General features: G+C 43.4%; 19 protein-coding genes. 9 read left to right on the forward strand and 10 right to left on the reverse strand.

All coding sequences use genetic code 11. From position 1 onward, the window contains the following. Nucleotides 1-149: 149 nt before the first annotated feature. The 4 genes from OCU50_RS20615 to OCU50_RS20630 all read left to right on the forward strand — a co-directional run bounded on the left by OCU50_RS20615 (nucleotide 150) and on the right by OCU50_RS20630 (nucleotide 2,874). Nucleotides 150-1,397, forward strand: a complete 1,248-nt coding sequence (locus OCU50_RS20615) for a RidA family protein (RefSeq protein WP_060469611.1) — start codon at nucleotides 150-152, stop codon at nucleotides 1,395-1,397. Nucleotides 1,398-1,621: 224 nt separating this feature from the next. Then, nucleotides 1,622-1,978, forward strand: a complete 357-nt coding sequence (locus OCU50_RS20620; RefSeq protein ID WP_060469612.1) for a hypothetical protein — start codon at nucleotides 1,622-1,624, stop codon at nucleotides 1,976-1,978. A gap of 95 nt (nucleotides 1,979-2,073) precedes the next feature. Beyond that, on the forward strand, nucleotides 2,074-2,223 hold the full coding sequence (locus OCU50_RS20625) for a hypothetical protein (protein ID WP_167346772.1): 150 nt from the start codon (nucleotides 2,074-2,076) through the stop codon (nucleotides 2,221-2,223). Between the two features lie 132 nt (nucleotides 2,224-2,355). Next, nucleotides 2,356-2,874: a GNAT family N-acetyltransferase gene (locus OCU50_RS20630; RefSeq protein ID WP_060469613.1), complete on the forward strand. Its 519-nt coding sequence runs from the start codon at nucleotides 2,356-2,358 to the stop codon at nucleotides 2,872-2,874. A gap of 264 nt (nucleotides 2,875-3,138) precedes the next feature. Here the strand turns inward: OCU50_RS20630 and OCU50_RS20635 are convergent, their stop codons facing one another. Further along, a complete protein-coding gene (locus tag OCU50_RS20635) occupies nucleotides 3,139-4,725 on the reverse strand; it encodes a BCCT family transporter (RefSeq protein WP_017058157.1) in 1,587 nt (528 codons plus the stop codon). Nucleotides 4,726-5,175: 450 nt separating this feature from the next. Between OCU50_RS20635 and OCU50_RS20640 the strand changes: the two genes are divergently transcribed. Further along, complete coding sequence (locus tag OCU50_RS20640; protein WP_060469614.1) at nucleotides 5,176-8,280, forward strand: chitinase C-terminal domain-containing protein; 3,105 nt, start codon at nucleotides 5,176-5,178, stop codon at nucleotides 8,278-8,280. Nucleotides 8,281-8,425: 145 nt separating this feature from the next. On the opposite strand, the gene OCU50_RS20645 is transcribed toward OCU50_RS20640, so the two are convergent. After that, a complete protein-coding gene (locus OCU50_RS20645; RefSeq protein ID WP_029627241.1) occupies nucleotides 8,426-8,680 on the reverse strand; it encodes a YgjV family protein in 255 nt (84 codons plus the stop codon). A 268-nt stretch (nucleotides 8,681-8,948) separates the two neighbouring features. Between OCU50_RS20645 and OCU50_RS20650 the strand changes: the two genes are divergently transcribed. The 3 genes from OCU50_RS20650 to OCU50_RS20660 all read left to right on the forward strand — a co-directional run bounded on the left by OCU50_RS20650 (nucleotide 8,949) and on the right by OCU50_RS20660 (nucleotide 11,404). Beyond that, nucleotides 8,949-9,539 (forward strand): DUF4136 domain-containing protein, encoded by a 591-nt coding sequence (locus OCU50_RS20650; RefSeq protein ID WP_060469615.1) that lies wholly within the window; start codon nucleotides 8,949-8,951, stop codon nucleotides 9,537-9,539. Between the two features lie 165 nt (nucleotides 9,540-9,704). Continuing rightward, complete coding sequence (locus tag OCU50_RS20655) at nucleotides 9,705-10,892, forward strand: D-alanyl-D-alanine carboxypeptidase family protein (protein ID WP_060469616.1); 1,188 nt, start codon at nucleotides 9,705-9,707, stop codon at nucleotides 10,890-10,892. Nucleotides 10,893-11,107: 215 nt separating this feature from the next. Continuing rightward, nucleotides 11,108-11,404 carry a YkgJ family cysteine cluster protein gene (locus tag OCU50_RS20660; protein WP_077681393.1) on the forward strand — a complete coding sequence of 99 codons (297 nt, stop codon included), beginning with the start codon at nucleotides 11,108-11,110 and terminating at the stop codon, nucleotides 11,402-11,404. A gap of 276 nt (nucleotides 11,405-11,680) precedes the next feature. Here OCU50_RS20660 and OCU50_RS20665 read toward each other — a convergent pair whose 3' ends face one another. From OCU50_RS20665 to OCU50_RS20690, 6 genes are all read right to left on the reverse strand, one after another. Continuing rightward, on the reverse strand, nucleotides 11,681-13,351 hold the full coding sequence (locus OCU50_RS20665) for an RluA family pseudouridine synthase (protein ID WP_060469617.1): 1,671 nt from the start codon (nucleotides 13,349-13,351) through the stop codon (nucleotides 11,681-11,683). Between the two features lie 150 nt (nucleotides 13,352-13,501). Next, nucleotides 13,502-14,122 carry a glutathione S-transferase family protein gene (locus OCU50_RS20670; RefSeq protein ID WP_060469618.1) on the reverse strand — a complete coding sequence of 207 codons (621 nt, stop codon included), beginning with the start codon at nucleotides 14,120-14,122 and terminating at the stop codon, nucleotides 13,502-13,504. Between the two features lie 35 nt (nucleotides 14,123-14,157). Continuing rightward, complete coding sequence (locus OCU50_RS20675; RefSeq protein WP_060469619.1) at nucleotides 14,158-15,189, reverse strand: NADP-dependent oxidoreductase; 1,032 nt, start codon at nucleotides 15,187-15,189, stop codon at nucleotides 14,158-14,160. Between the two features lie 172 nt (nucleotides 15,190-15,361). Continuing rightward, on the reverse strand, nucleotides 15,362-15,952 hold the full coding sequence (locus OCU50_RS20680; protein WP_060469620.1) for a TetR/AcrR family transcriptional regulator: 591 nt from the start codon (nucleotides 15,950-15,952) through the stop codon (nucleotides 15,362-15,364). Nucleotides 15,953-16,126: 174 nt separating this feature from the next. Continuing rightward, nucleotides 16,127-16,600: a BamJ family beta-barrel-assembly machinery protein gene (gene bamJ, locus OCU50_RS20685; protein ID WP_060469621.1), complete on the reverse strand. Its 474-nt coding sequence runs from the start codon at nucleotides 16,598-16,600 to the stop codon at nucleotides 16,127-16,129. A 76-nt stretch (nucleotides 16,601-16,676) separates the two neighbouring features. After that, nucleotides 16,677-17,303: a thioredoxin domain-containing protein gene (locus tag OCU50_RS20690; RefSeq protein ID WP_046224878.1), complete on the reverse strand. Its 627-nt coding sequence runs from the start codon at nucleotides 17,301-17,303 to the stop codon at nucleotides 16,677-16,679. A gap of 254 nt (nucleotides 17,304-17,557) precedes the next feature. On the opposite strand from OCU50_RS20690, the gene OCU50_RS20695 reads away from it, so the two are divergent. Then, nucleotides 17,558-18,199 (forward strand): OmpA family protein, encoded by a 642-nt coding sequence (locus tag OCU50_RS20695; RefSeq protein WP_060469622.1) that lies wholly within the window; start codon nucleotides 17,558-17,560, stop codon nucleotides 18,197-18,199. 111 nt (nucleotides 18,200-18,310) lie between these two features. Here OCU50_RS20695 and OCU50_RS20700 read toward each other — a convergent pair whose 3' ends face one another. Next, the gene (locus tag OCU50_RS20700) at nucleotides 18,311-18,670 is read right to left on the reverse strand and encodes a glutaredoxin family protein (RefSeq protein ID WP_010430193.1); all 360 of its coding nucleotides are present in this window, start codon (nucleotides 18,668-18,670) and stop codon (nucleotides 18,311-18,313) included. 89 nt (nucleotides 18,671-18,759) lie between these two features. After that, nucleotides 18,760-20,352 (reverse strand): nitric oxide reductase transcriptional regulator NorR, encoded by a 1,593-nt coding sequence (gene norR, locus OCU50_RS20705; RefSeq protein WP_060469623.1) that lies wholly within the window; start codon nucleotides 20,350-20,352, stop codon nucleotides 18,760-18,762. Between the last annotated feature and the right edge of the window lie 305 nt (nucleotides 20,353-20,657).

Below are 20,657 nucleotides of genomic sequence, written 5' to 3' on the forward strand. Positions count from 1 at the left end.
ATTCACTGATTTGTAGCCAAGTGATAGTCTGATGAATATCACGTTTACCTAAAAATAATTCGCTTAACATGCCGCTACTTTAATCATTCTTTCTAATACGGTTATTAAATTTAAATACGTATTCCTATATTATTAAAAGGATAATTCCGATGAGTAGCGATATTATTAAAGTTTCAAGAAATACTGAAAACGCACCAACAAATTCTGTATCTACACAAACGGTCGCTTTTTCTCATTATAATAACTTTTCAGCTCAATTACCTGTCGACCCTAAAACAGGTGAAGTTGTGATTGGTGATATTAAAGACCAAGCAGCACAATGCTTAAATAATATTAAGGCCATTGTTGAAAGCATCGACCATGTTATGGATGATGTTGTGAAGATTAATGTTTTCGTTAAGAATATTTCTGATATCGATGCTATTGATGAAGTTTACAAAAGCTTCTTTAACAACAGCCTGCCTACACGTACCGTAGTGGGTGTAACTGCGCTGCCAAGCAGTGACGCTTTAGTTCAAATGGATGCGCTAATTTCAAACGGCGAAGGCACTAAACCACAAGCACCTTGCGCGCTAGTGAAGGTATCAAGAAACACGGATAATGCGCCTCAAAGTACTGTATCGACGCAAACTGCGTCTTTTTCTCACTACAACAACCTTTCGGCTCAATTGCCTATCGATGTAAATACAGGTGAGTTGGTTTCAGGTGGTATCACAGAACAAACGACACAATGTTTAGCAAATATTAAAACGATTCTAGAGAGCATCGGTCATGTTATGAATGACGTGGTTAAAACCACTATTTACCTTAAGAATGTTGAAGATGCAGAAAAGGTAAATGAAGTTTGCGCTAAGTTCTTCCCTAGTTATGTACCAGCACGAACGGTTGTTAATGCCGCTGAACTACCAATGGGCGCTTTAATTCAAATCGATACATCCGTTTCACATAGCGATGGCACACCGCCGCAATTGCCAGAAGACACTCGCTTGTTGGTTATTGAAGCTAATAATACTGTCGATGCACCTTTCATGGCTTATTCGCACACCGTTGCTTTCTCTCACTACAACCATATTTCAGGTCAACTACCTGTAGATCCGAAAACCAATGAAATGGTTGCTGGTGGTGTAAAAGAACAAGCTGAACAGTGCCTTAAGAATATTAAGGCGATCATTGAAAGTGTTGACCACAGCATGGACGATACGGTGAAAATTAATATTCAGCTTAAGGATATTTCAGATATTGATGCGGTAAACGAGATCTACACTGCGTTCTTTAATGCTGACTTACCGGCAAGAACGGTGGTAGGGGTTTCAGAGATTCCTATGAATGCTTTAATCCAAATTGATGCCGTCGTTTCTAACTGCGAAGGCACACCTCCACAAGACGTTGTTGCTTAATTCACTGAACCCAATTCGATAATCACCATCCAATGTCGGCTCTAACTTCTGAACAAGGAGTTAGAGCCGAATCTGTGAATTGCGAGCCCCATCTCAAGATATAAACCTATCGTTAAGCCTCACTACACAAATCACTCTAAACAAGCTTCTGCCAACGTATGGCGTTTATTGATGCGAAGTGTTTTAATATGAAAAACAGATGCTTAACGTAAGAAAACCAGTTTATGCAATTTCGAGTTATTTTAATGTTGTGCCTAGCTATGATGGGGTGTACATCCAATCAAGAGTTGGCACTCGACCCAACAAGTATCACGTTGTTTTATGGCGATACCTCCATCTCCGCAGGTGTGTTAGAAGACAAAACATTTAATTCAGTACTTGCTGATAGGGTTGAAAGTGTGACTTTTTCGGGTTCAATACGAAAGCAAGACTCTGGCTACTTGGTCGATATGCTCGTGATTCGAGAAACGAAACAACCACGTTCAACTCGACAATTGAACACCTCGCTTATTATGAAACCGAGAGAGCTAGTGGATGTGGGCGGTGTGAACAACGATGTGTTTAGAGTAATCCTCGAGTAACAAAACTAACGTGTTCAATTAATTTGAATTTTTTGCTTTACCTCAACCTAACTTCAAGTCTTAAGCTTCTCTTACTCATTGAAAAGGAGCTTATTATGCAAAACAACTACGTAAAAGAACTTGCCGTCAAAACTTATCAAGAAGAGCTTCAGAAAGAGTACGTTAAATCTAAAGCTCGACCATTTCATGCCCCTAGCTTTATAGGCGGGGTACTGTTGTCAGTCGTGTTAGTTGGCTTGTTTTAATTTGATCCATTACCAACTTTCAACATCTCTATTTGATGCACTTTAATGCCTAGTGCACAATCGCTTAGCTAATGTCGAGAGGAAGTATGGCAAGTCTTGGTGTTTTAGGTAGGCGTGATATGGGGATTAATCATGGATATATTTTTACACTTACTTCACCCAAGCGATGTCAGTGCTTTATTGGAGTTCGAAGTCGAAAATAGAGAGTGGTTTGAGCAATTTGTTCTAGCTCGGGAAGACCGTTTCTATTCTAATGCGGGTGTTACTGAGCAAGTCGCAAGCTTTCTCACAGAGTATGACAATGGTGAGATGATTCCTATGTTGATCAAAGATGCTAATGGCACTATTTGTGGGAGAATCAACGTTCGTGATATCGACCCCAACGGTGAAAGTGGAGAGTTAGGCTATCGAGTTGGTCACTCTTATGCTTCTAAAGGTATAGCTTCTAGCGCGGTGAGGAAATTGCTTATCTACTTGGCTGAGTACTCAACACTTAAATTTGTTGATGCCTATGCGTTAGTGGGTAATGTCGGCTCAAATAAAATATTATCCAAGGCCGGTTTTGACTTAGTTGAGAACATAAATAATTACGCTGTATTCAAAGGGCAAAATCACGATGCTCATTATTACCGGAAAGTAATTCCTAATTAGATGTTTACTGACCCCCTTAGAAACTGATGGTGCTTTTCAGCCAGCTTCGAGCTTTATGTTTTACTGTTGAGTTTTGTTATGTTCAATGACGCTAATTGCAATCGCGAATAACAGGATGTCATTCACTAGTAAGAAGTTAGACCATCCTGCGTTTCACAAGTATTAATCAATTAAACAGCGACCAAATAAAACAAAGCCACTCAGGTGAAATACTTGAGTGGCTTTTTCGTTTACACGCTACCCGAAACTAAATCGGGCTAGGTATTAAGCGATGCCTTGATCTCTTGCCATCTGTTTCGCGATCTTCGGTGCGTGCCATAAACACGGTAACAAGATGAACGATACAGGAACGGCTGTGATCACAATGAACGACTGTAGAGCCGAGATGCCACCTGCACCCATTGAGATAAGCGCAATAGCTACAGCACCCATGATGATACCCCAGAAGGTACGTACCGCTGCGTTCGGTTCCGTTGTGCCTGTCATTACCACACTGATGGTGTAAGTCATTGAATCACCCGTTGTTACGATAAACGTGGTGGTCAGGACCAAAAACAGAATCGAAATCAAAGTAGGGAACGGCAGTTGTCCTGTGATTGCGAGTAGAACCGCAGGAAGGTTGAAGCCTTCGAACGCGCTAGAAATCACACCTGGGTTCTCTAGTTCAAAAGCTAAACCACTACCACCAACGATGCTGAACCAGAAACATGTAACAAGCGGTGCAACGATGCTTATAGAAACGATCATTTGGCGGATAGTACGGCCACGTGAAATACGAGCGATGAAGATCGCCATCATAGGGCCATAACCCAAGAACCAACCCCAGAAGAAAACTGTCCAGCCACCGAGCCAAGCAGTATCTTGACGGTAAAGTGCCATTGGGATGAAGTTATCAACCGTCGCACCAAGGCCCTGAAGGTAGCCATCAATGATGAAGCTAGTAGGGCCAACCACAAGAATGTAGCCGATCAGGCAAACCGATAGAATGATGTTGTAACGGCTAACCAGTTGGATGCCTTTGTTCACGCCGCTTAATGCAGAAAGCGTGTACATTGAGATTGCGAATAGGACAACCACGCTTTGAGTGGCAAAGCTGTCTGAAATACCAAACAGTTCGCTCAGTGCGTAGCTGATCTGTAGGCCAAGGAAGCCGATTGGACCGATAGTACCGGCAGCGACTGCCACAATGCTACATGCATCCACAACATTGCCAATCCAGCTGTTGATAGCTTTGTCGCCAAGTACAGGGTACAGAAGAGTACGAGGTTTTAGCGGTAAACCTTTTTCGTAGTGCAGGTACATAAGTACAATAGAAGACAGACCACCTAAGATAGCCCATGCAAGAAAACCCCAGTGCATAAACGATTGCGATAACGCGTTTAATGCCATCGCCTGAGGATCAGCGGTGCCATATAGTGGTGGGGCGGAAACGAAGTGCGCAATAGGTTCTGCAGCGGCCCAGAATACGCCACCGCCAGCGAGCAGCGTACATAGGACGATAGACATCCATTTGAAGGTTGTCATTTCAGGTAGGGCAAGCGTTCCTAAACGAACATGGCCTGTACGTCCTAGTGCAAGCACTAAGCCGATAATGAAATTGAGAAGTAGAAGGACTTGCCAGAAAGCACCGAACCACTCTGTAGAGTAGCTAAAGCCGGTGTTAACAAGTTCGGACAACACGGAGGTGTTGGTAAAGGCGAGGATGACAAAGAGGGTTAAAAAACTGCCACTAAGCCAAAAGACTGGGTTTCCGAGTTCCAGTTTCTCACCCAAAGATTGAGCTTTATTGAAATCGATAGAAGTAGATTCTGCGTTGATGTTTTCGTTGGCGACTTGCGTCAAGTTGGACATTATTTCTTCGCTATATTTGGCTATTTAAAGCCTATGTATTTCTCCCACACTTACATAATAAATGTGAGGCTCGTCAAAAAAGCCGCCGATAATAACATATGTGTTATCAAAAAGTGGGCGAATTTTAAAAAGAACACAAAATCGTGTGCAAATTTCTACTTTTTGGTTAGTTTTGATGCGGTTTTTTCCTCGAGTTTGAATCACACTTCTGATTTTTGAGACATGATTTTTTAGCTTTCCGAAATAAATTAATATTAGTTATTGGTGCAAAATAAGTGTCGACTCATTGCATGCTTGTAGCAAATTAATGCGAGTCATTTTATAAATTGAGAATGTTTTAGGTGTTTAATTGTACGTTTTGCCTACAGTTGTTTTTTGAAGAGATTTAAGTGGTTGAGAAGTATCACTTGGATTAAACATTTTGAAACAAAGACTTAAGGGATAGCTCACATGCACCTAAACCAAGGAAGAGTGGCCAAGAAGGTTTTTACACTCAGTACTCTCACCGCGTCCTGCTTAATGGCGTTCAACAGCTATGCAGCTGTTGATTGTTCAACCTTAGACACGTGGGACTCTGCCACTGTATATACCGGTGGTGATCAGGTTTCACATGACGGCAGTGCTTATACAGCAAATTACTGGAATCAGAATAACAACCCAAGCCAGTTTGAAGGCGACTATGCACAATGGAAGAAAGTCGATGTGTGTAACGGAGACGGAGGTGGCGGTACACCAAATGTAGCACCAACGGCTTCGTTAACAGCGCCAATGGCATCAGATGTGATTGTTGAAGGCGACAACGTCGTATTAAGCGCAACAGCACTAGACACTGATGGCAGTGTTGCTTCCGTAGAATTCTTTGTTGATGGGTCTTCGGTCGCGGTGGTGACAGCGGCACCATTTGAAGCGGCTTGGGTTGCAACGTCTGGTAACCATCAGGTTTCAGTTGTCGCAACGGACAATGAAGCGCCGACAGTTTCAGTTGCACTTTCAGCGACATCTGTTGATGTTGGTGGTGTAGTCACACTGACAGCAACGGCAGCAGACAGCGATGGTACAGTTGATAAGGTTGATTTCTATGTAGCGGGTGCTCTTGTGGGTACAGCAGCGACAAGTCCATACACGCTAGATCACACAACCACTCAAGCAGGCTCTCTAGCGGTTTACGCGAAAGCGACAGACAACCAAGGTGCAACGACTGATTCAGCACTGGCTTCTTTGACTGTGAATGGGGCTCCAACAGTGAGCACTTGTCGTCCTGATGGTTTGTACCAAACACAAGGTATCGATGTTCCCTACTGTACGATTTACGATGAAGATGGCCGTGAGAAGATGGGCGCAGATCACCCACGTCGGGTGATTGGTTACTTCACAAGCTGGCGTGCAGGAGACGACCCACAAGCCGCTTACTTAGTAAATGACATTCCTTGGGAACAACTCACACATATTAACTATGCTTTCGTGAGTATCGGTTCAGACGGCAAAGTCAATGTGGGTGATGTAAACGATCCAAATAACGCAGCGGTTGGTAAAGAATGGCCGGGCGTGGAAGTTGATCCTGAATTAGGCTTCAAAGGTCATTTTGGTGCTTTAGCGACAGCGAAGAAAAAACACGGTGTTAAAACACTAATTTCTATTGGTGGTTGGGCTGAAACCGGTGGTCACTTCGCGACTGACGGAAGCCGAGTGGCTGATGGTGGTTTCTATACCATGACCACCAATGCCGATGGTTCAATTAACCATCAAGGCATCGAAACATTCGCAACTTCAGCGGTTGAAATGCTTCGTAAATACCAGTTCGATGGTCTAGATATCGATTACGAATACCCAACCTCAATGGCGGGCGCAGGTAACCCGTACGACAAAGATTTCATGGAGCCACGTCGTCAGCATTTATGGGCTTCATACCAAGTGTTAATGGAAGTGCTACGTGAGAAGTTAGATGCGGCGTCTGCACAAGATGGTACACATTACATGTTAACTATCGCGGCTCCTTCTTCGGGTTATTTATTGCGTGGCATGGAAACATTCGATGTGACCAAGTACCTCGATTACGTGAATATCATGTCTTACGATCTTCATGGTGCGTGGAACGATCATGTTGGTCATAACGCTGCCTTGTTTGATACAGGTAAAGATTCAGAGTTAGCACAGTGGAACGTTTACGACACTGCCGCTTACGGCGGTATCGGTTATCTGAACACGGATTGGGCTTACCATTACTTCCGCGGTTCAATGCCAGCCGGTCGTATTAACATCGGTGTGCCTTACTACACTCGTGGTTGGCAAGGTGTGACCGGTGGTGAGAATGGCCTTTGGGGCCGAGCTGCACTACCAAATCAATCTGAATGTGCGGCGGGTACAGGCGAAGGCGAGAAGAACAACTGTGGTCATGGCGCAATTGGTATCGACAACATGTGGCATGATACCGACCCGAAAGGCAACGAAATGGGCGCGGGTTCTAACCCAATGTGGCACGCTAAGAACCTAGAGAAAGGTATTTGGGGTTCTTATGCGGATGCTTACAAGCTTGATCCTGTCAACGATCCATCTGATGTTCTAACGGGTACTTACACGCGTAACTACGACAGCGTGGCGGTTGCACCTTGGCTGTGGAATGCAGAGAAGGGCGTATTCCTTTCTACAGAAGATAAGCAGTCTATCGATGTGAAAGCGGACTACGTTATCGATAAAGAAATCGGTGGCATTATGTTCTGGGAGCTAGCAGGGGATTATAACTGTTATGTACTCGATGCGAGTGGCAACCGAACTTCAATCGATACCACTGAGCAAGCATGTAACAGCGGTAACGGTGAGTTCCACATGGGTAACACAATGACGAAAGCTATCTACGATAAGTTTAAGTCTGCAACCCCATATGGAAACAAAGTCGCGACGGGTGCTATCCCAACAGAAGCGCTAGATATCGCGGTTTCAGTTGGTGGCTTCAAAGTCGGTGACCAAAACTACCCAATCAACCCTAAGATCACGTTCACGAACAATACGGGGCAAGCACTTCCGGGGGGCACCGAATTCCAATTCGATATCCCAGTATCAGCACCTGATAACGCGAAAGATCAATCGGGCGGTGGTTTGTCAGTGATTGCATCTGGTCATACTCGTGCGGATAACATTGGCGGACTAGACGGACCCATGCACCGCGTAGCGTTTACGTTACCCGCGTGGAAAGATCTTCCTGCTGGTGGTGTGTATGAGCTAGATATGGTGTATTACTTGCCAATTTCAGGTCCTGCGAACTATGCAGTGAGTGTGAATGGTGTCGACTATGCCTTTAGCTTTGAGCAACCAGATTTACCACTAGGTGATATCAGTTCTGGTGGCGGTAACCCTGGCGATGGTGGTACAAACCCTGGTACTTGTGACACTACAGGTTTAGCGATTTACCCTGATTTACCTCAAAAAGACTGGGCGGGTAACCCAAGCCATGCAAACACGGGTGACCAAGTTGTTTATAACAACGTAGTATACCAAGCGAACTGGTGGACAAGTGCCGAACCGGGTAGTGATGGTAGTTGGACGAAAGTATGTTCTTAACCATGCCTAATACGTCAACAATGTAGTGCGCGAATATTCGAGTGGAATAGTAATTAGGTAAATTCACAACGATGTGTACTAAAAAGCCCAAATAGTTTGCTCTATTTGGGCTTTTTCAGAATTATTTGAAGTGCTAGTCGCTAATTTAAGCTTTTGCTTCTTTCATCGCTTCCGTTTTTTTTTCCTTTTGCATTTTTGCAAGGAAGTAGATATTTACGCAAGCGATAAAGCCATTAGTTGCAACAACCGGCCATGCGTCAATCATAACACCGTATGCTGTGAAGAGAGCACAGCCAATAAAGTTAAGAACACGCAGACGAACGATATCTTTCATTGTTAATGAAATTGCGACCATGATAGACGCCGCGTAACCTAAAATCTCAACCATATTGAATTCCATTGTTTGACCCTCTTAAATTTGCCGATACTTTGTCGGTACCAATTCTTCTCTTCATGAGATGATTGAGGAAGCTCCGTGCCTCGAATGGTCTGGTTATGTTTAACTGGATAAACTATACCAACTCTATTTTTGTGATAAAACCCCCAAAACAAGCAGAAGTGAAGGTTAGCGATTACGCAAACGTTTAATGACTCTTTTGTTAATATAATTACTGTTTATGTTGGAGGTTAAGTTAATAATTATTCTTATATAGATCAGGAAACCACTAATGAATAAACAATCCATATATACAATAGAAGACATAAAGAAAGCTGCACTAGTGGTTTTGATAGCGGCTGGACTGGCAGCTTGTATAACACAAGAAGTACCTACAACCCACAACTATGGTGTGGTGACCAGCGGTGACTTTGATTTTATGAAACATGATGTCGTCACATACTCATGGCATCCTGAATCAGAGCAGATGTATCTTTCTCAAAAGTACGATAAGACAGTAGTCACTGACTTGGTGCGTGACGCAATTAAAGATCAACTCTCTATGAAAGGTTATCAGCTTAAGCAAAATGGTGCCGTTAGTGATGTCGTCGTCGGGTTTGGGTTGGCCGAAGAATCAGAGCTAAATGATGAATCGATCTTTGATGCGATTAAGTTATCTACAGGCGTTCCATTTTATAATGATGAAGGAAAGTTAGCCGAGAAAGGGTCGTTGTATATTGCCTTTTTCGTCCCTAACTCTGAAATCGTGCAATGGCAAGCATTAGCACAGTCTGGTATTCAGAATGATATTGAGCCCAGCGAAAGTAAGCAGCGTATAACGGGCTTTATAGAGATGCTATTTAGACGCATGCCTACGCGCTAGATGGATTCATTGGGTCAATATTACTTGTTGAATAAATGGACAGATCGCAGATTATACTTTTTTATTTGTAACTAAAGGTACATTTGCGTAAAGCAACGTAAAGTTCGCGCTTCTTTTACTAGCATTTGTCTATACTGGACAAAACGTTAACTTAGGTTTGATCCAATGAAACTGTTCTCCAAATACTCTCTCTCTTTATTAAGTATATTCATTGTAAGTAACGCAACAGTGGTAAGTAATGTAGCTGTAGCGGCACCTTCTATAGTACCAAGCCCACCTAATCTAGGATCCAAAGGGTATGTATTAATCGATTTTAATTCTGGTGATGTGCTAGTAGAAAAAAATGCACACACTAAATTAAACCCAGCAAGTTTGACTAAGCTGATGACCAGCTATGTGGCTGGGCAAGAAATGAAACGAGGTAACATTTCTGCTGACGACCAGGTGCGAATCAGCGAAAACGCGTGGGCAAAGAACTTTCCTGACTCGTCAAAAATGTTCATTGAAGTGAACACAGACGTAGCAATGATGGATCTCTACCGTGGATTGATTGTGCAATCAGGCAACGATGCGAGTGTTGCGATTGCAGAGCACGTGGCGGGATCACAAGGTGCTTTTGTGGATCTTATGAACTCTTGGGCAGTGTCTCTAAAATTAGAAAACACACATTTTTCAAACGCACATGGTTTAGATGCTGACGATCTATATTCGACCCCTTATGATATTGCGTTATTAGGCCGTGCAATTATTCGTGATTTACCGGATGTGTATGACTTATACAGTGAGCGTTCGTTCAGTTACAACGGCATTACACAACATAACCGAAATGGTTTACTTCGCGATAGAAGTTTGACAGTTGATGGTATGAAAACAGGCTATACATCTGGCGCGGGTTACAGCTTAGCCAGTTCTGCAACACAAGGTGAGATGAGACTGATCGCGGTTGTCATGGGGGCGTCTAGCGTTAAGAGCCGTGAGTCAGATAGTAAGCAACTGTTGAGCTATGGTTTCCGATTCTTCGATACACTCCACCCCCACCAAAGTGGTGAACAAGTTGCTGAAGAAAAAGTGTGGTTTGGCGCTCAAGACAAATTGAAGCTCGGTGTTGCAAAAGATACATTTATTACGCTTTCGAAGTCTGACAGTAAAAAGCTGACTGCGTCTATTGAACTTGATTCTGAGATAAAGGCACCGATTGCGGAAGGTCAAACCTTAGGTTTGGTTCATTACATGGTAGATGGTGAAGATGTTCAAACTCAGCCATTGATCGCGCTTGAAGCCGTTGAGCAGGGCAGCTTTTTAAAACGTTTGATGGACTATGTTAAATTGTTCTTCGCGAGCTTGTTTAAATAGTATACGCAGGTGTGATGCTGTAGGCCTTGTTGCGTGAGTTGTTACGTTTGCAATAGTAATCAGCGGCAATAAAAAACAGCAATACAATAGGCGTTGTGATTCATCACAACGCCTATTGTTATTTTTACACACCTAAAATATGTCGTCTGCTTTCTTTATTAGCCGTAGCGGACGGTTTCTATTACTATACGCAAAATTTAGCAGTGTAGTCACTTATGACCATAGAGATAAAGAACGTAACCGAACCTGAAGTAACTTGTGCCAATTGTCAGGCATGCTGTTGTCGGCTAGAAGTTATGATCATCACAGATACCGGCGTTCCTGAAGAGCATATTGCTTATGACGAATGGGGCGGTGAAACCATGCTGAGATTAGACGACGGCTGGTGTTCGGCAGTTGATAGAGAAACACTAATGTGTACTATCTACGAAAACCGACCTTGGATCTGTCGTGAGTTTGAAATGGGTTCTTTTGAGTGTGTCGAGCAGCGAATTGATGTGATGGGGGAATAGTGTTAGTTGGCCTTAAAAGCGAGCTCTCAACCACTTAATATGAATGGCCTGCTCATTGAGATCAATGTATGAATGCAGTGGCTTTGGTGCATTCACTATCGATCGATAGATAGTGCCTCGAAATAGCCATAGGCTTTATTAAACCACACAAAGCGTTGAAACAAGATGATACTCTGAGACAACAGAGTACCTTGGAACATTAATTAGGTATTCGGTTTGATGAATACCTAACCATTCTCTCTTTCAGGCTTTCGCACTCCTCACTGTACATTTTGTTTAGAACTCTGAAGGCACCTCAAACTCGATCCACTCTCCCGTTACTGGGTGAATTAATTTGAGGTACCCAGCATGTAGATGTAGGCGATCGCGTTTGTAACCATAAAGATCATCACCGCGGATTGGAACACCAAGACCTAATGGATGAGCACAGTGCACACGTAACTGATGTGTGCGGCCCGTCTTAGGGTATAAGTGAACCTTGGTTTTGCCATTTTTCGTGCTGACCACTTCCCAATGGGTTTCTGCATCTCGTCCATGTTCATGGCAAACCAGCTGTCTTGGCCTGTCCGTGATGTCGCCGCGCAAGGGCAAGCTGATATCACCAGATCTACCCTCTATTTCATCATCTAGCAGAGCGGTGTAACGCTTCTCAACTGTTCTATCGATAAACTGTTTTTGGATGTGTTTGTTTGATCTTGCCGTGAGCGCCAAGATCAATAATCCAGAAGTCGACATGTCCAACCGATGAATAATCAAAGGGCCAGTTGCTTCGGGGTAACGATCTTTGATACGAGTATAAATTGAGTCTTCGATAAACTTGCCGGGAACCGAGAGAAACTCTTCTGGTTTGTTAACCACCACGATCTCGTTGTCTTCATAAACAATATCGAAAGACTTACTCGACGCAGGGTTCACGATAAGTGGGTTATCTTCTAATTCAATACCGTTTAGCTGGTGGTCGAGAATCTCGAAGCTTTTGCTTTGGCAAACAGGGTATAGGTTTCCGTGTTGTCGGATGACATCTGCTGGAGGCAATCCCCACCAAAATTCAGACAATGCTAATGGCTTAAAACCGTATTCAAAGGCAAAGTTAAGCAGCTTAGGTAAGCAGCAGTCACCAGAACCTTCAAGTGCATCTTTGCCTTCCAACAGATCAAGTAAACTCTTAGATTCAGTTGCTTGGTTGATAAAGCGGTAGTGGTTCAAACGTTGAGCTTCTAATTCAGCAGAAATAGTTTGGTAATCTTGCTTACGATTTTTCAATTCACTTTCGATCGCATCTACCTGTAATTGGCGTTCTGCGATCTTTTGTTTCCAATCAATACGAAGCGCTTTAAGGTCGCGTTTCTCTTGGCTGCTTTGGTTACCTAATTGCTTGAGTAGGCTTGCTGCCGACTCTATATTCCCGAATGCCTTTTCTTGATTGGCTTGCTCTCTGAGTACGGTGCGCTGCGCTTTGTTCTCGGCCATTGCTAGCTGAAAGGCTCCAATAGCTTGAGCAGACTCTGCTTTCAGCGTTTCAAGATCAGATTCTAATGCGTTTAGGTTGTGTGATTTTTGTAGTTTCTCGATGTCATCCGCTAGTCGAGATTGGCGAGCGAGGTTGGCACTGTTTTGAGATTGAAATTGTTCTGAGTCGAATGCTGGTGGAACGAAGTCGATACTTTTTAACTGAGAGGCCAGTATCGGATCTAGCTGTAAGCCTGAAAACGCAGAAAGATAGCCTAGCTCTTGAGTTATTGGATTCTGAACAAGAAGAACGGCATAGAGTTTACCTTGCGAGGTTTCATTTACACCATTGTCAATGAGTGACTGCTGAAGCTGTTGCATGGCTAATTCACATGTAGGGTGCGGGGTATAGTAATACGGGAACGTAAAACGATTCGGCAGCGCTAAATCTACATTTGCTAGTTGCAGAGGTGTGTATTGAGCAAGGTTTATTGGCATTAAGATCAAACTCTGTGGCTGTGCAGTTAGAGTTCGATATTGTTGTCGAAATGAAGACAAATGAGAAGCCAAAGCAGAAGATAAATCGGCTTTGGCATCAATTATTGTTTCGTGTTTACCTTAGGAAGCACGCGTTTGAGTGAAACTCGATCAGTTCGAGTGCTCTAGCTCTATTTGCTCCGCTTTTTGGTAAGCAGGGTGGCTAGCTAACAGCTCGCCGTATTTAGCAATGTTAGGATAAAGCGCCGTTGCACCAAAGTTTCCTACGATTTCTACGATGAACGACATCATAAAATCAGCTCCCGTTAGTGTTTCCGCAACTAGGTAGGTTTTGCCTTCCAATGCATTATTCACATAGGTTAAGACTTTTTGGCTTTCATCATCTGCGTAACCGCTTAGGAAGTTGGTCTCAGCACCATCTCTCATGACAAAGATTTTAAGTAGCATCGGTAAAATACCAGAGCTTTCAGCGAAGTGTAGCCACTGCGAATATTCAACATACTCAGCTGAGCCACGTTCCGGTGCAAACTTACCTTGGCCAAACTTGTCGATGAGGTACTCGGTAATCGCGCCTGATTCGCTGATCACAACGCCATCGTCTTCAATAACCGGAGATTTACCCAATGGGTGAACCGACTTTAATTCTGGCGGCGCTAGAAACGTTACACTGTCTCTTTGGTATGGTTTAATTTGGTAGTCAACACCAAGTTCTTCCAGTAGCCAGATGATACGTTTTGAGCGTGATTTATTTAAGTGATGTAGAGTAATCATGATTGTACCTATTTAACTTATTCCGTTTATTGAATTTACTTCGCTTCGTTAGTTTTAATCACAAGTTTACCGAAGTTTTGACCTTCTAATAGGCCAATAAATGCTTGCGGCGCTTCTTCTAGCCCTTCAATTAGATGCTCGCGGTAATGTATTTTTCCTTGAGACAACCATTCAGTCATTTGCACTGCGAACTCGTTGTAACGGTGCGCGTAGTCATCAAAGATTATGAAGCCTTGCATCTTAATACGCTTGACTAGCAAGGTACCAACAAGACTGGACATGCGATCTGGACCTTCAGGAAGCGATGTCGCGTTGTATTGAGACACTAGTCCACAAACAGGAATACGAGCACCGGTGTTAAGCAATGGCATTACTGCGTCGAAAACCTTGCCGCCAACGTTTTCAAAATAGACGTCGATGCCGTTGTCACATGCTTTAGCCAACTGCTCTGCGAAGTCGTCGGCTTTGTGATCGATACATTCATCAAAGCCAAGTACCTCTTTAGCGTACTGGCACTTCTCTTGACCGCCAGCAACACCGATAACACGACAGCCTTTTAGTTTACCGATTTGTCCAACGGTTGCACCTACTGGGCCTGTTGCTGCAGCTACGACCAGAGTATCGCCTTTTTTCGGTTGGCCAATATCTAATAAACCCATGTAAGCCGTAAAACCAGGCATGCCCATGATGCCAAGTGCGTAAGAAGGGTGCGTTGGTTCTTTACCTAGTTTGATTAGGCCTTCACCGTTAGAAACACCAAGATCTTGCCAACCTGTATAAGCCAATACCCATTCGCCGACTTCAAAATCGCTGTTGTTTGATTCTTCAACCTGACATACGGTTGCGCCGACCATCACTTCGTCAATTGCAACTGGGTCAGCGTACGATTTAGCGTCGCTCATTCGACCACGCATGTATGGGTCTAGAGAAAGGTACACTGAGCGAAGTAACATTTCGCCATCTTTAATTGTTGGTGCGGCTACTGTCTCTAAACGGAAGTCGTCTTGAGTCGGTGCGCCAACTGGGCGAGAAGCCAATACGATGCGGCGATTGTCTTGTTGAGCCATTGGATGTCCTTAATTTATATTATGTTTATTTAAAATTAGACCAGTCGTCTAGCCTTATCGTCTAAAAATCCCGCCATCATCAAGTTGATAAGAGGGCGGGTAATTCCGGCCAATAATAACGGATTCAGCGCTATTTCGTGAGAAGGAGCGGAATACGTTTCATTGTTAATGTTTAGTGGCTCTCTTTCAAAATTCGTTCAGTAAGATTCAAAGCTGATTCCAAGCTATGTGAGCTTTGGCTTAATTTACTTAACAAGCTAGCACCTAACCACATAGAATATAAGTTTTGAGCCGCTTCTTGGCTGTTTTCAAGCTTTATAGAGCCGTCTTCAATACCACCAATAATGCATTGCTTGATTGCATTTGTTACTTTGTCAGCACCTTTTAGTAGCGCTTGGCGCATAGGATCAGAAAGATCAGAGACTTCAGCGCTTAGTTTAACCACTAAGCACTTATGAGCATTACACGTACCGTTTTCGGTCTTAGTCCATAGTGAAAAGTAACTCATGATTCGCTGAAAATGACTATCTTCACTGTGTACTAAGATTGATTCAATCTTGGTGATGTAGTCTTCAAAATAGTGCTGAATTAACGCCTCACCAAATTGTTCTTTAGATTTAAAGTAGTGGTAAAACGAACCTTTAGGCACGTCCGCTTCTTTAAGCAATTGCGATAGGCCTACGTTATTAAAGCCGTTGCTTACCATTAGTTGATAACCAACATTCAAAATATGTAAGCGGGTGTCATTCGTTTTTTCTTTCATGAACAGTACTATAATTTAAATTAGACCAGTCGTCTAGTTTGTGTGTCTAGATCTTGTTATCCGTTATCCAACTAGAAGAGTTAGTCTTTGAATATCCTGAAGTTGTCGTGCTTTCTAGTAGAGAAAAAAGCCCCAACATGGTTTGTATATTGGGGCTTAAGTCAACGAATTCTGTTATTTGATAGAGATTAATTCAACATCAAAAATCAAAGTTGATGACGGTGGGATAGGGCCTGAACCGCCTTTACCGTAAGCTAATGGACTTGGGATAAATAGACGAACTTTTTGGCCTTCAACCATGTAAGTCAATCCTTCTTGCCAGCCTTTAATGACTTGCTTAAGAGCAAATGAAATCGGCTCGCCGCGCTCAACCGAGCTATCGAAAACAGTGCCGTCAATCAAAGTGCCGTGGTAGTGAACCGTTACTTTACTGTTCTTAGTTGGGTGTTCAGTCCCTGTACCTTCCTCAAGCACAAGGTATTGAAGGCCGCTTTCAGTCGTAATCACGCCTTCTTTAGTGCCGTTTTCCAGTAGGAATTGTTGGCCTTGTTCGAAGTTCTCCTCGCCAGATTTATGATTCATCCAGGTACGGTAAATCATGAAACCGGCCAAAACAAAGACGATGACCGGGATGATAAATTTAGACATAGTAAAACCTATTTATATTGAGTGCTGAATTTCGTAATTAATGCAGAATGTGTTAATCAGTTGGCCAAAGCCGTGATTATGGTTGAGTCAAAAGGTAGTTGATCGTTTTCGCGATGCTGGCAACGTCTTGGTGGCCGGCCGTGAGTACTTGGTATTTACCGTTGATGATAAATGTCGGTACTGAGTTGATCTGACCTTTTACAGAGATCTCTTCGGCTTTCTTTACGTAGTCAAAAAGCGCAACTTGCTGCTCTTTGTTTAACTGGTATGGGCTAACCAAACCACGAGAAGTAAAAGCTGTTTCTAGAGCTTGTTGGCGCTGCTCCGGTGTTGCATCGGCACCCATTTGAACCGCACCGAATAGGTCGTCCATGAAGGAGTGATCAGGTGTCGCATCAAGCTGCATTACTGCGGTGTAAAAGATCATGGCGCTAATTTGAGCACTTTCATTAAATGTGACATGCACTTTTCCAATTTTTTGGTCTGTCAGGGACTCAATCTCAGGAATAGCACTTTCCATTTTACGACAATGACCACAGTTAAGAGAGAAAATCTCAGTGACCGGAGATAGATTCAATTCTGTAAGAGCAGTAGGAAGCGCTTCGTATTGAACACCTTTCTGTGGCTCGTCTGTTTCACTACAACCCGCGATAATAAGCACGGCTGCGAGTGCTGTAATGAATTTAGCAAATGGTTTAAACATCATGTTTACTCTAGTGTTAAGAAGTCGTGAGATTCTAACTATTTAGTACGAATTGGAAAACAATTATAAGGTAAATAAATGCAAACAATTCAAACAAGTGAGTGATGGCAGGCCGGTTGATGGTTAACTGTGATTAAAAGCACTTTTTTGATGTGCGTTTTTTTGTCTAAAGTTTTTCCCTCGGTGCCGATATAGACATTAGTGAATGGTTATCTGCATAAGTGGTTGGTGAAGTAATGAGATATTTAGCGATAATGTTAAGCATAGCTTTGGCTGGTTGTGAAACGACGTTACCGACAAGTATGTTAGGTGGTGGAATGCTAGAGACTGCACCGCAAACGGATTACGATCTTATCCATCCTGAATGGGGTGAGGTTCAAGCAACACACGTCACGAGCCACCGAAGCTACGCAACCCAAAATAAGACTCGTCAGCAAACTCATACTACAATCACAACCAACTACGGACGTGGCGTATCGACCAATGATCCGTTGGAAGTCTTTTTAAGACAAAATCGAATCGATTTCGAAGTTTTACCTGGCAACCATGTGATGGTAAAGCTTGAACAACATGTGAACTTTAAGACAGGCTCTGCATTTCCCGAACCTGCTTACAACCAATGGTTAGATACATTGGGCAGTTACTTATCTCAACGCCAAGACATCGATGTTGTGATTGAAGGTCATACCGACAACACAGGTACTGATCAAATCAATGATCCTCTTTCAGAGAAGCGTGCAAAAGAAGTGAAAGCTCGATTAGAGAGCAACTACGTGTCGAGTCGTTCAATCTATACTCGCGGTTTTGGTGAGTATGTTCCGGCTTGTACCAACGCTTCAGCGCAAGGTAAGGCGTGTAACCGCCGTGTAGAGCTGATGCTGATTGTGGCGAAATAGTTATTTGAGGTTTTGCTCCCAATTTGAAACGACTAGCACCAAATAATAGGCATAAAAAATCCCTCACATTCGAGGGATTTTTTGTATCTGGCTTTCGCTTAGCTTGTGAGTTTATGCGAACTGTTTTTCTAAGTAAGAGACGATGTCTGAAGACTCGTACATCCATTCAGTTTTGCCGTCTTTCTCAATACGTAGACAAGGCACTTTCACGCGACCGCCGCCAGCTTCAAGCTCTGCACGGTGTTGTTCATTGTTCTTTGCATCGCGAAGTTCAAACTGAACCGATTGACGTTTCATCGCGCGGCGCACTTTTACACAAAACGGGCATGCTTCGAATTGGTATAACGTGTGCGTTTTTGCTTGCTCATTCACTTTGCTTTGCTCTTCTTGAGAACGCTTCACACCACGAGGGCTGAAAACAAAATTCAATAGCAAAATGACGCGACCTAAGAACCAACGGATAAACTTCATAACTCTCTCTACATATTTAAAATTAGCGTTACAATTTGCAGCATTATATACACAAGTATTGCCAGATGCTCGCAACAAACCACTAATATCTATTTTGTCCGTTCGATCGTGTGAGACTTAGCCACATTTAACCCTAAACGTTTAGAGAGTCGAGTTAAGTTTGCTCGGTCTGTTTTCAGCACTCGTCCTGCCTGCGCCCAGTTAAAGTTGGCATCTTCTAACACCTCAGTAATGATGCTGCGTTGAAAGTCATCTGTTGCTCCTCGCAACCCTTCCGAGAGATCGATCGTTGGTGTCGATAGCGGTGTCGTCTTCGCTTGTGTGGTTGCGATCGGTTGATCTTGGTCCAGTGGGCCGCAATCTTCTTTGGTAATCGTCACTAGGTTTTTGTTAGTGCTACGAGCTAGAGCTTTCAACGCTGAACGGCTGATCACATGCTCCAGTTCACGCACGTTACCAGGCCAGCCATAACGGTTCAGGAATACAAGCACATCAGAACGGAATTTCACTTGGTTGATGCCAAGTTTACGACGCGCTTGCTCTAGGAAGAAACCCGCAAGCAAGCTGATATCGTCACCACGATCTTTCAGTGCAGGCACAGCAATAGGGTAAACACTCAACCGGTGATATAAATCGGCTCTAAATCGGCCATCTTCGACTTCTTGTTTTAAGTCTCGGTTGGTCGCGGCTAATACACGAACATCAATGGTTTGAATGTTATCTTGGCCAACAGGTTGAATTTCGTTGTTTTGCAGCGCACGCAGTAATTTACTTTGTGCAGCCAAAGGCAATTCACCAATCTCATCAAGGAACAGTGTGCCACCATCGGCCAAAGCAAACTTACCTAAGCGGTTTTTATCTGCGCCGGTGAATGCGCCACGAACGTGACCAAACAGTTCACTTTCTACTAAATTTTCGGGAATCGCAGCGCAGTTAACATACACAAGCGGGTTACGTTTACGCTGTGATTGATGATGCAGCGTACGAGCAACGAGCTCTTTACCAACCCCCGTGTCACCGTGAATTAGGATATTGAACTCTGAAGGCGCGACAATCGCAATGTCATTTTTAAGCGCCATCATGGTATCGCTTTTGCCGATCAGTTCTCCGCCATCGCGCTCCCACGCCTCCACATTTAACTCTTCTAATAACTGCTTTGACTGTTTAGCTTGATGTTCAAGTTGCGAGAAAGTCATCGCCATTTGCATGGTTGACGCTGCAATTGCAGCCAGTACTTCGAGATTGCGAGCAGGAATATTAGCAAAGACATCTGGCTTTAGGCTGTCTAACGTTAGGATCCCCAGCAGTTTGTCTCCAAATAACAGCGGAAGCCCCATACAAGCGTGCATTGGCAAATCCCCATCGTGATCGATCAGCAAGCCGTCAAAAGGATCAGGTAATGAGCTGTCAGCATCAAAGCGAACAGGAGAGCGAGATGCGCAGATTTCTTCAAAGCGAGGGTGCTCAGAAATGATAAAGCGACGACCGAATGTGTCTCTGCTGAGTCCTTGCATAGCAATGGGTACTAGCGTGTCACCTTGAAGGCTTAAAAGCGCGACACAATCACATGTGATGGTTTTACGAATGGCATCGATTAAGCGATTGAAACGGTCTTGATCGTTCACACCGCTGGCTAAACCAATCGTCATTTCCATGAGAGTGGATGCTGAGATATCTTGCATAAAGAGTTCATACCGTTTGTATTTTTATACATGGTAGAGTCTTTATGACACAAAAAAAAGGTCTTTTTGACTAAAATTGGAAGTGAATTTTTGAAAGGATGCCAGACACAACAAGCTCTCGCATGTTGGCACCGTTTGTGCAGTGTGTCCATTACGTGTTGTCTATATGACTGAATATCTGACCAATTTTTGATTTGAATCAATTGATGTCAATTTATCAGCCCACGTTACTCTCATAATAAAATGCAGCCTAAGAATGTATTGAGAAAGAAATTATATAAGTCATCTTTAAATGAAATTAGTCA

The organism is Vibrio toranzoniae (assembly GCF_024347655.1).
Classification (GTDB): domain Bacteria; phylum Pseudomonadota; class Gammaproteobacteria; order Enterobacterales; family Vibrionaceae; genus Vibrio; species Vibrio toranzoniae.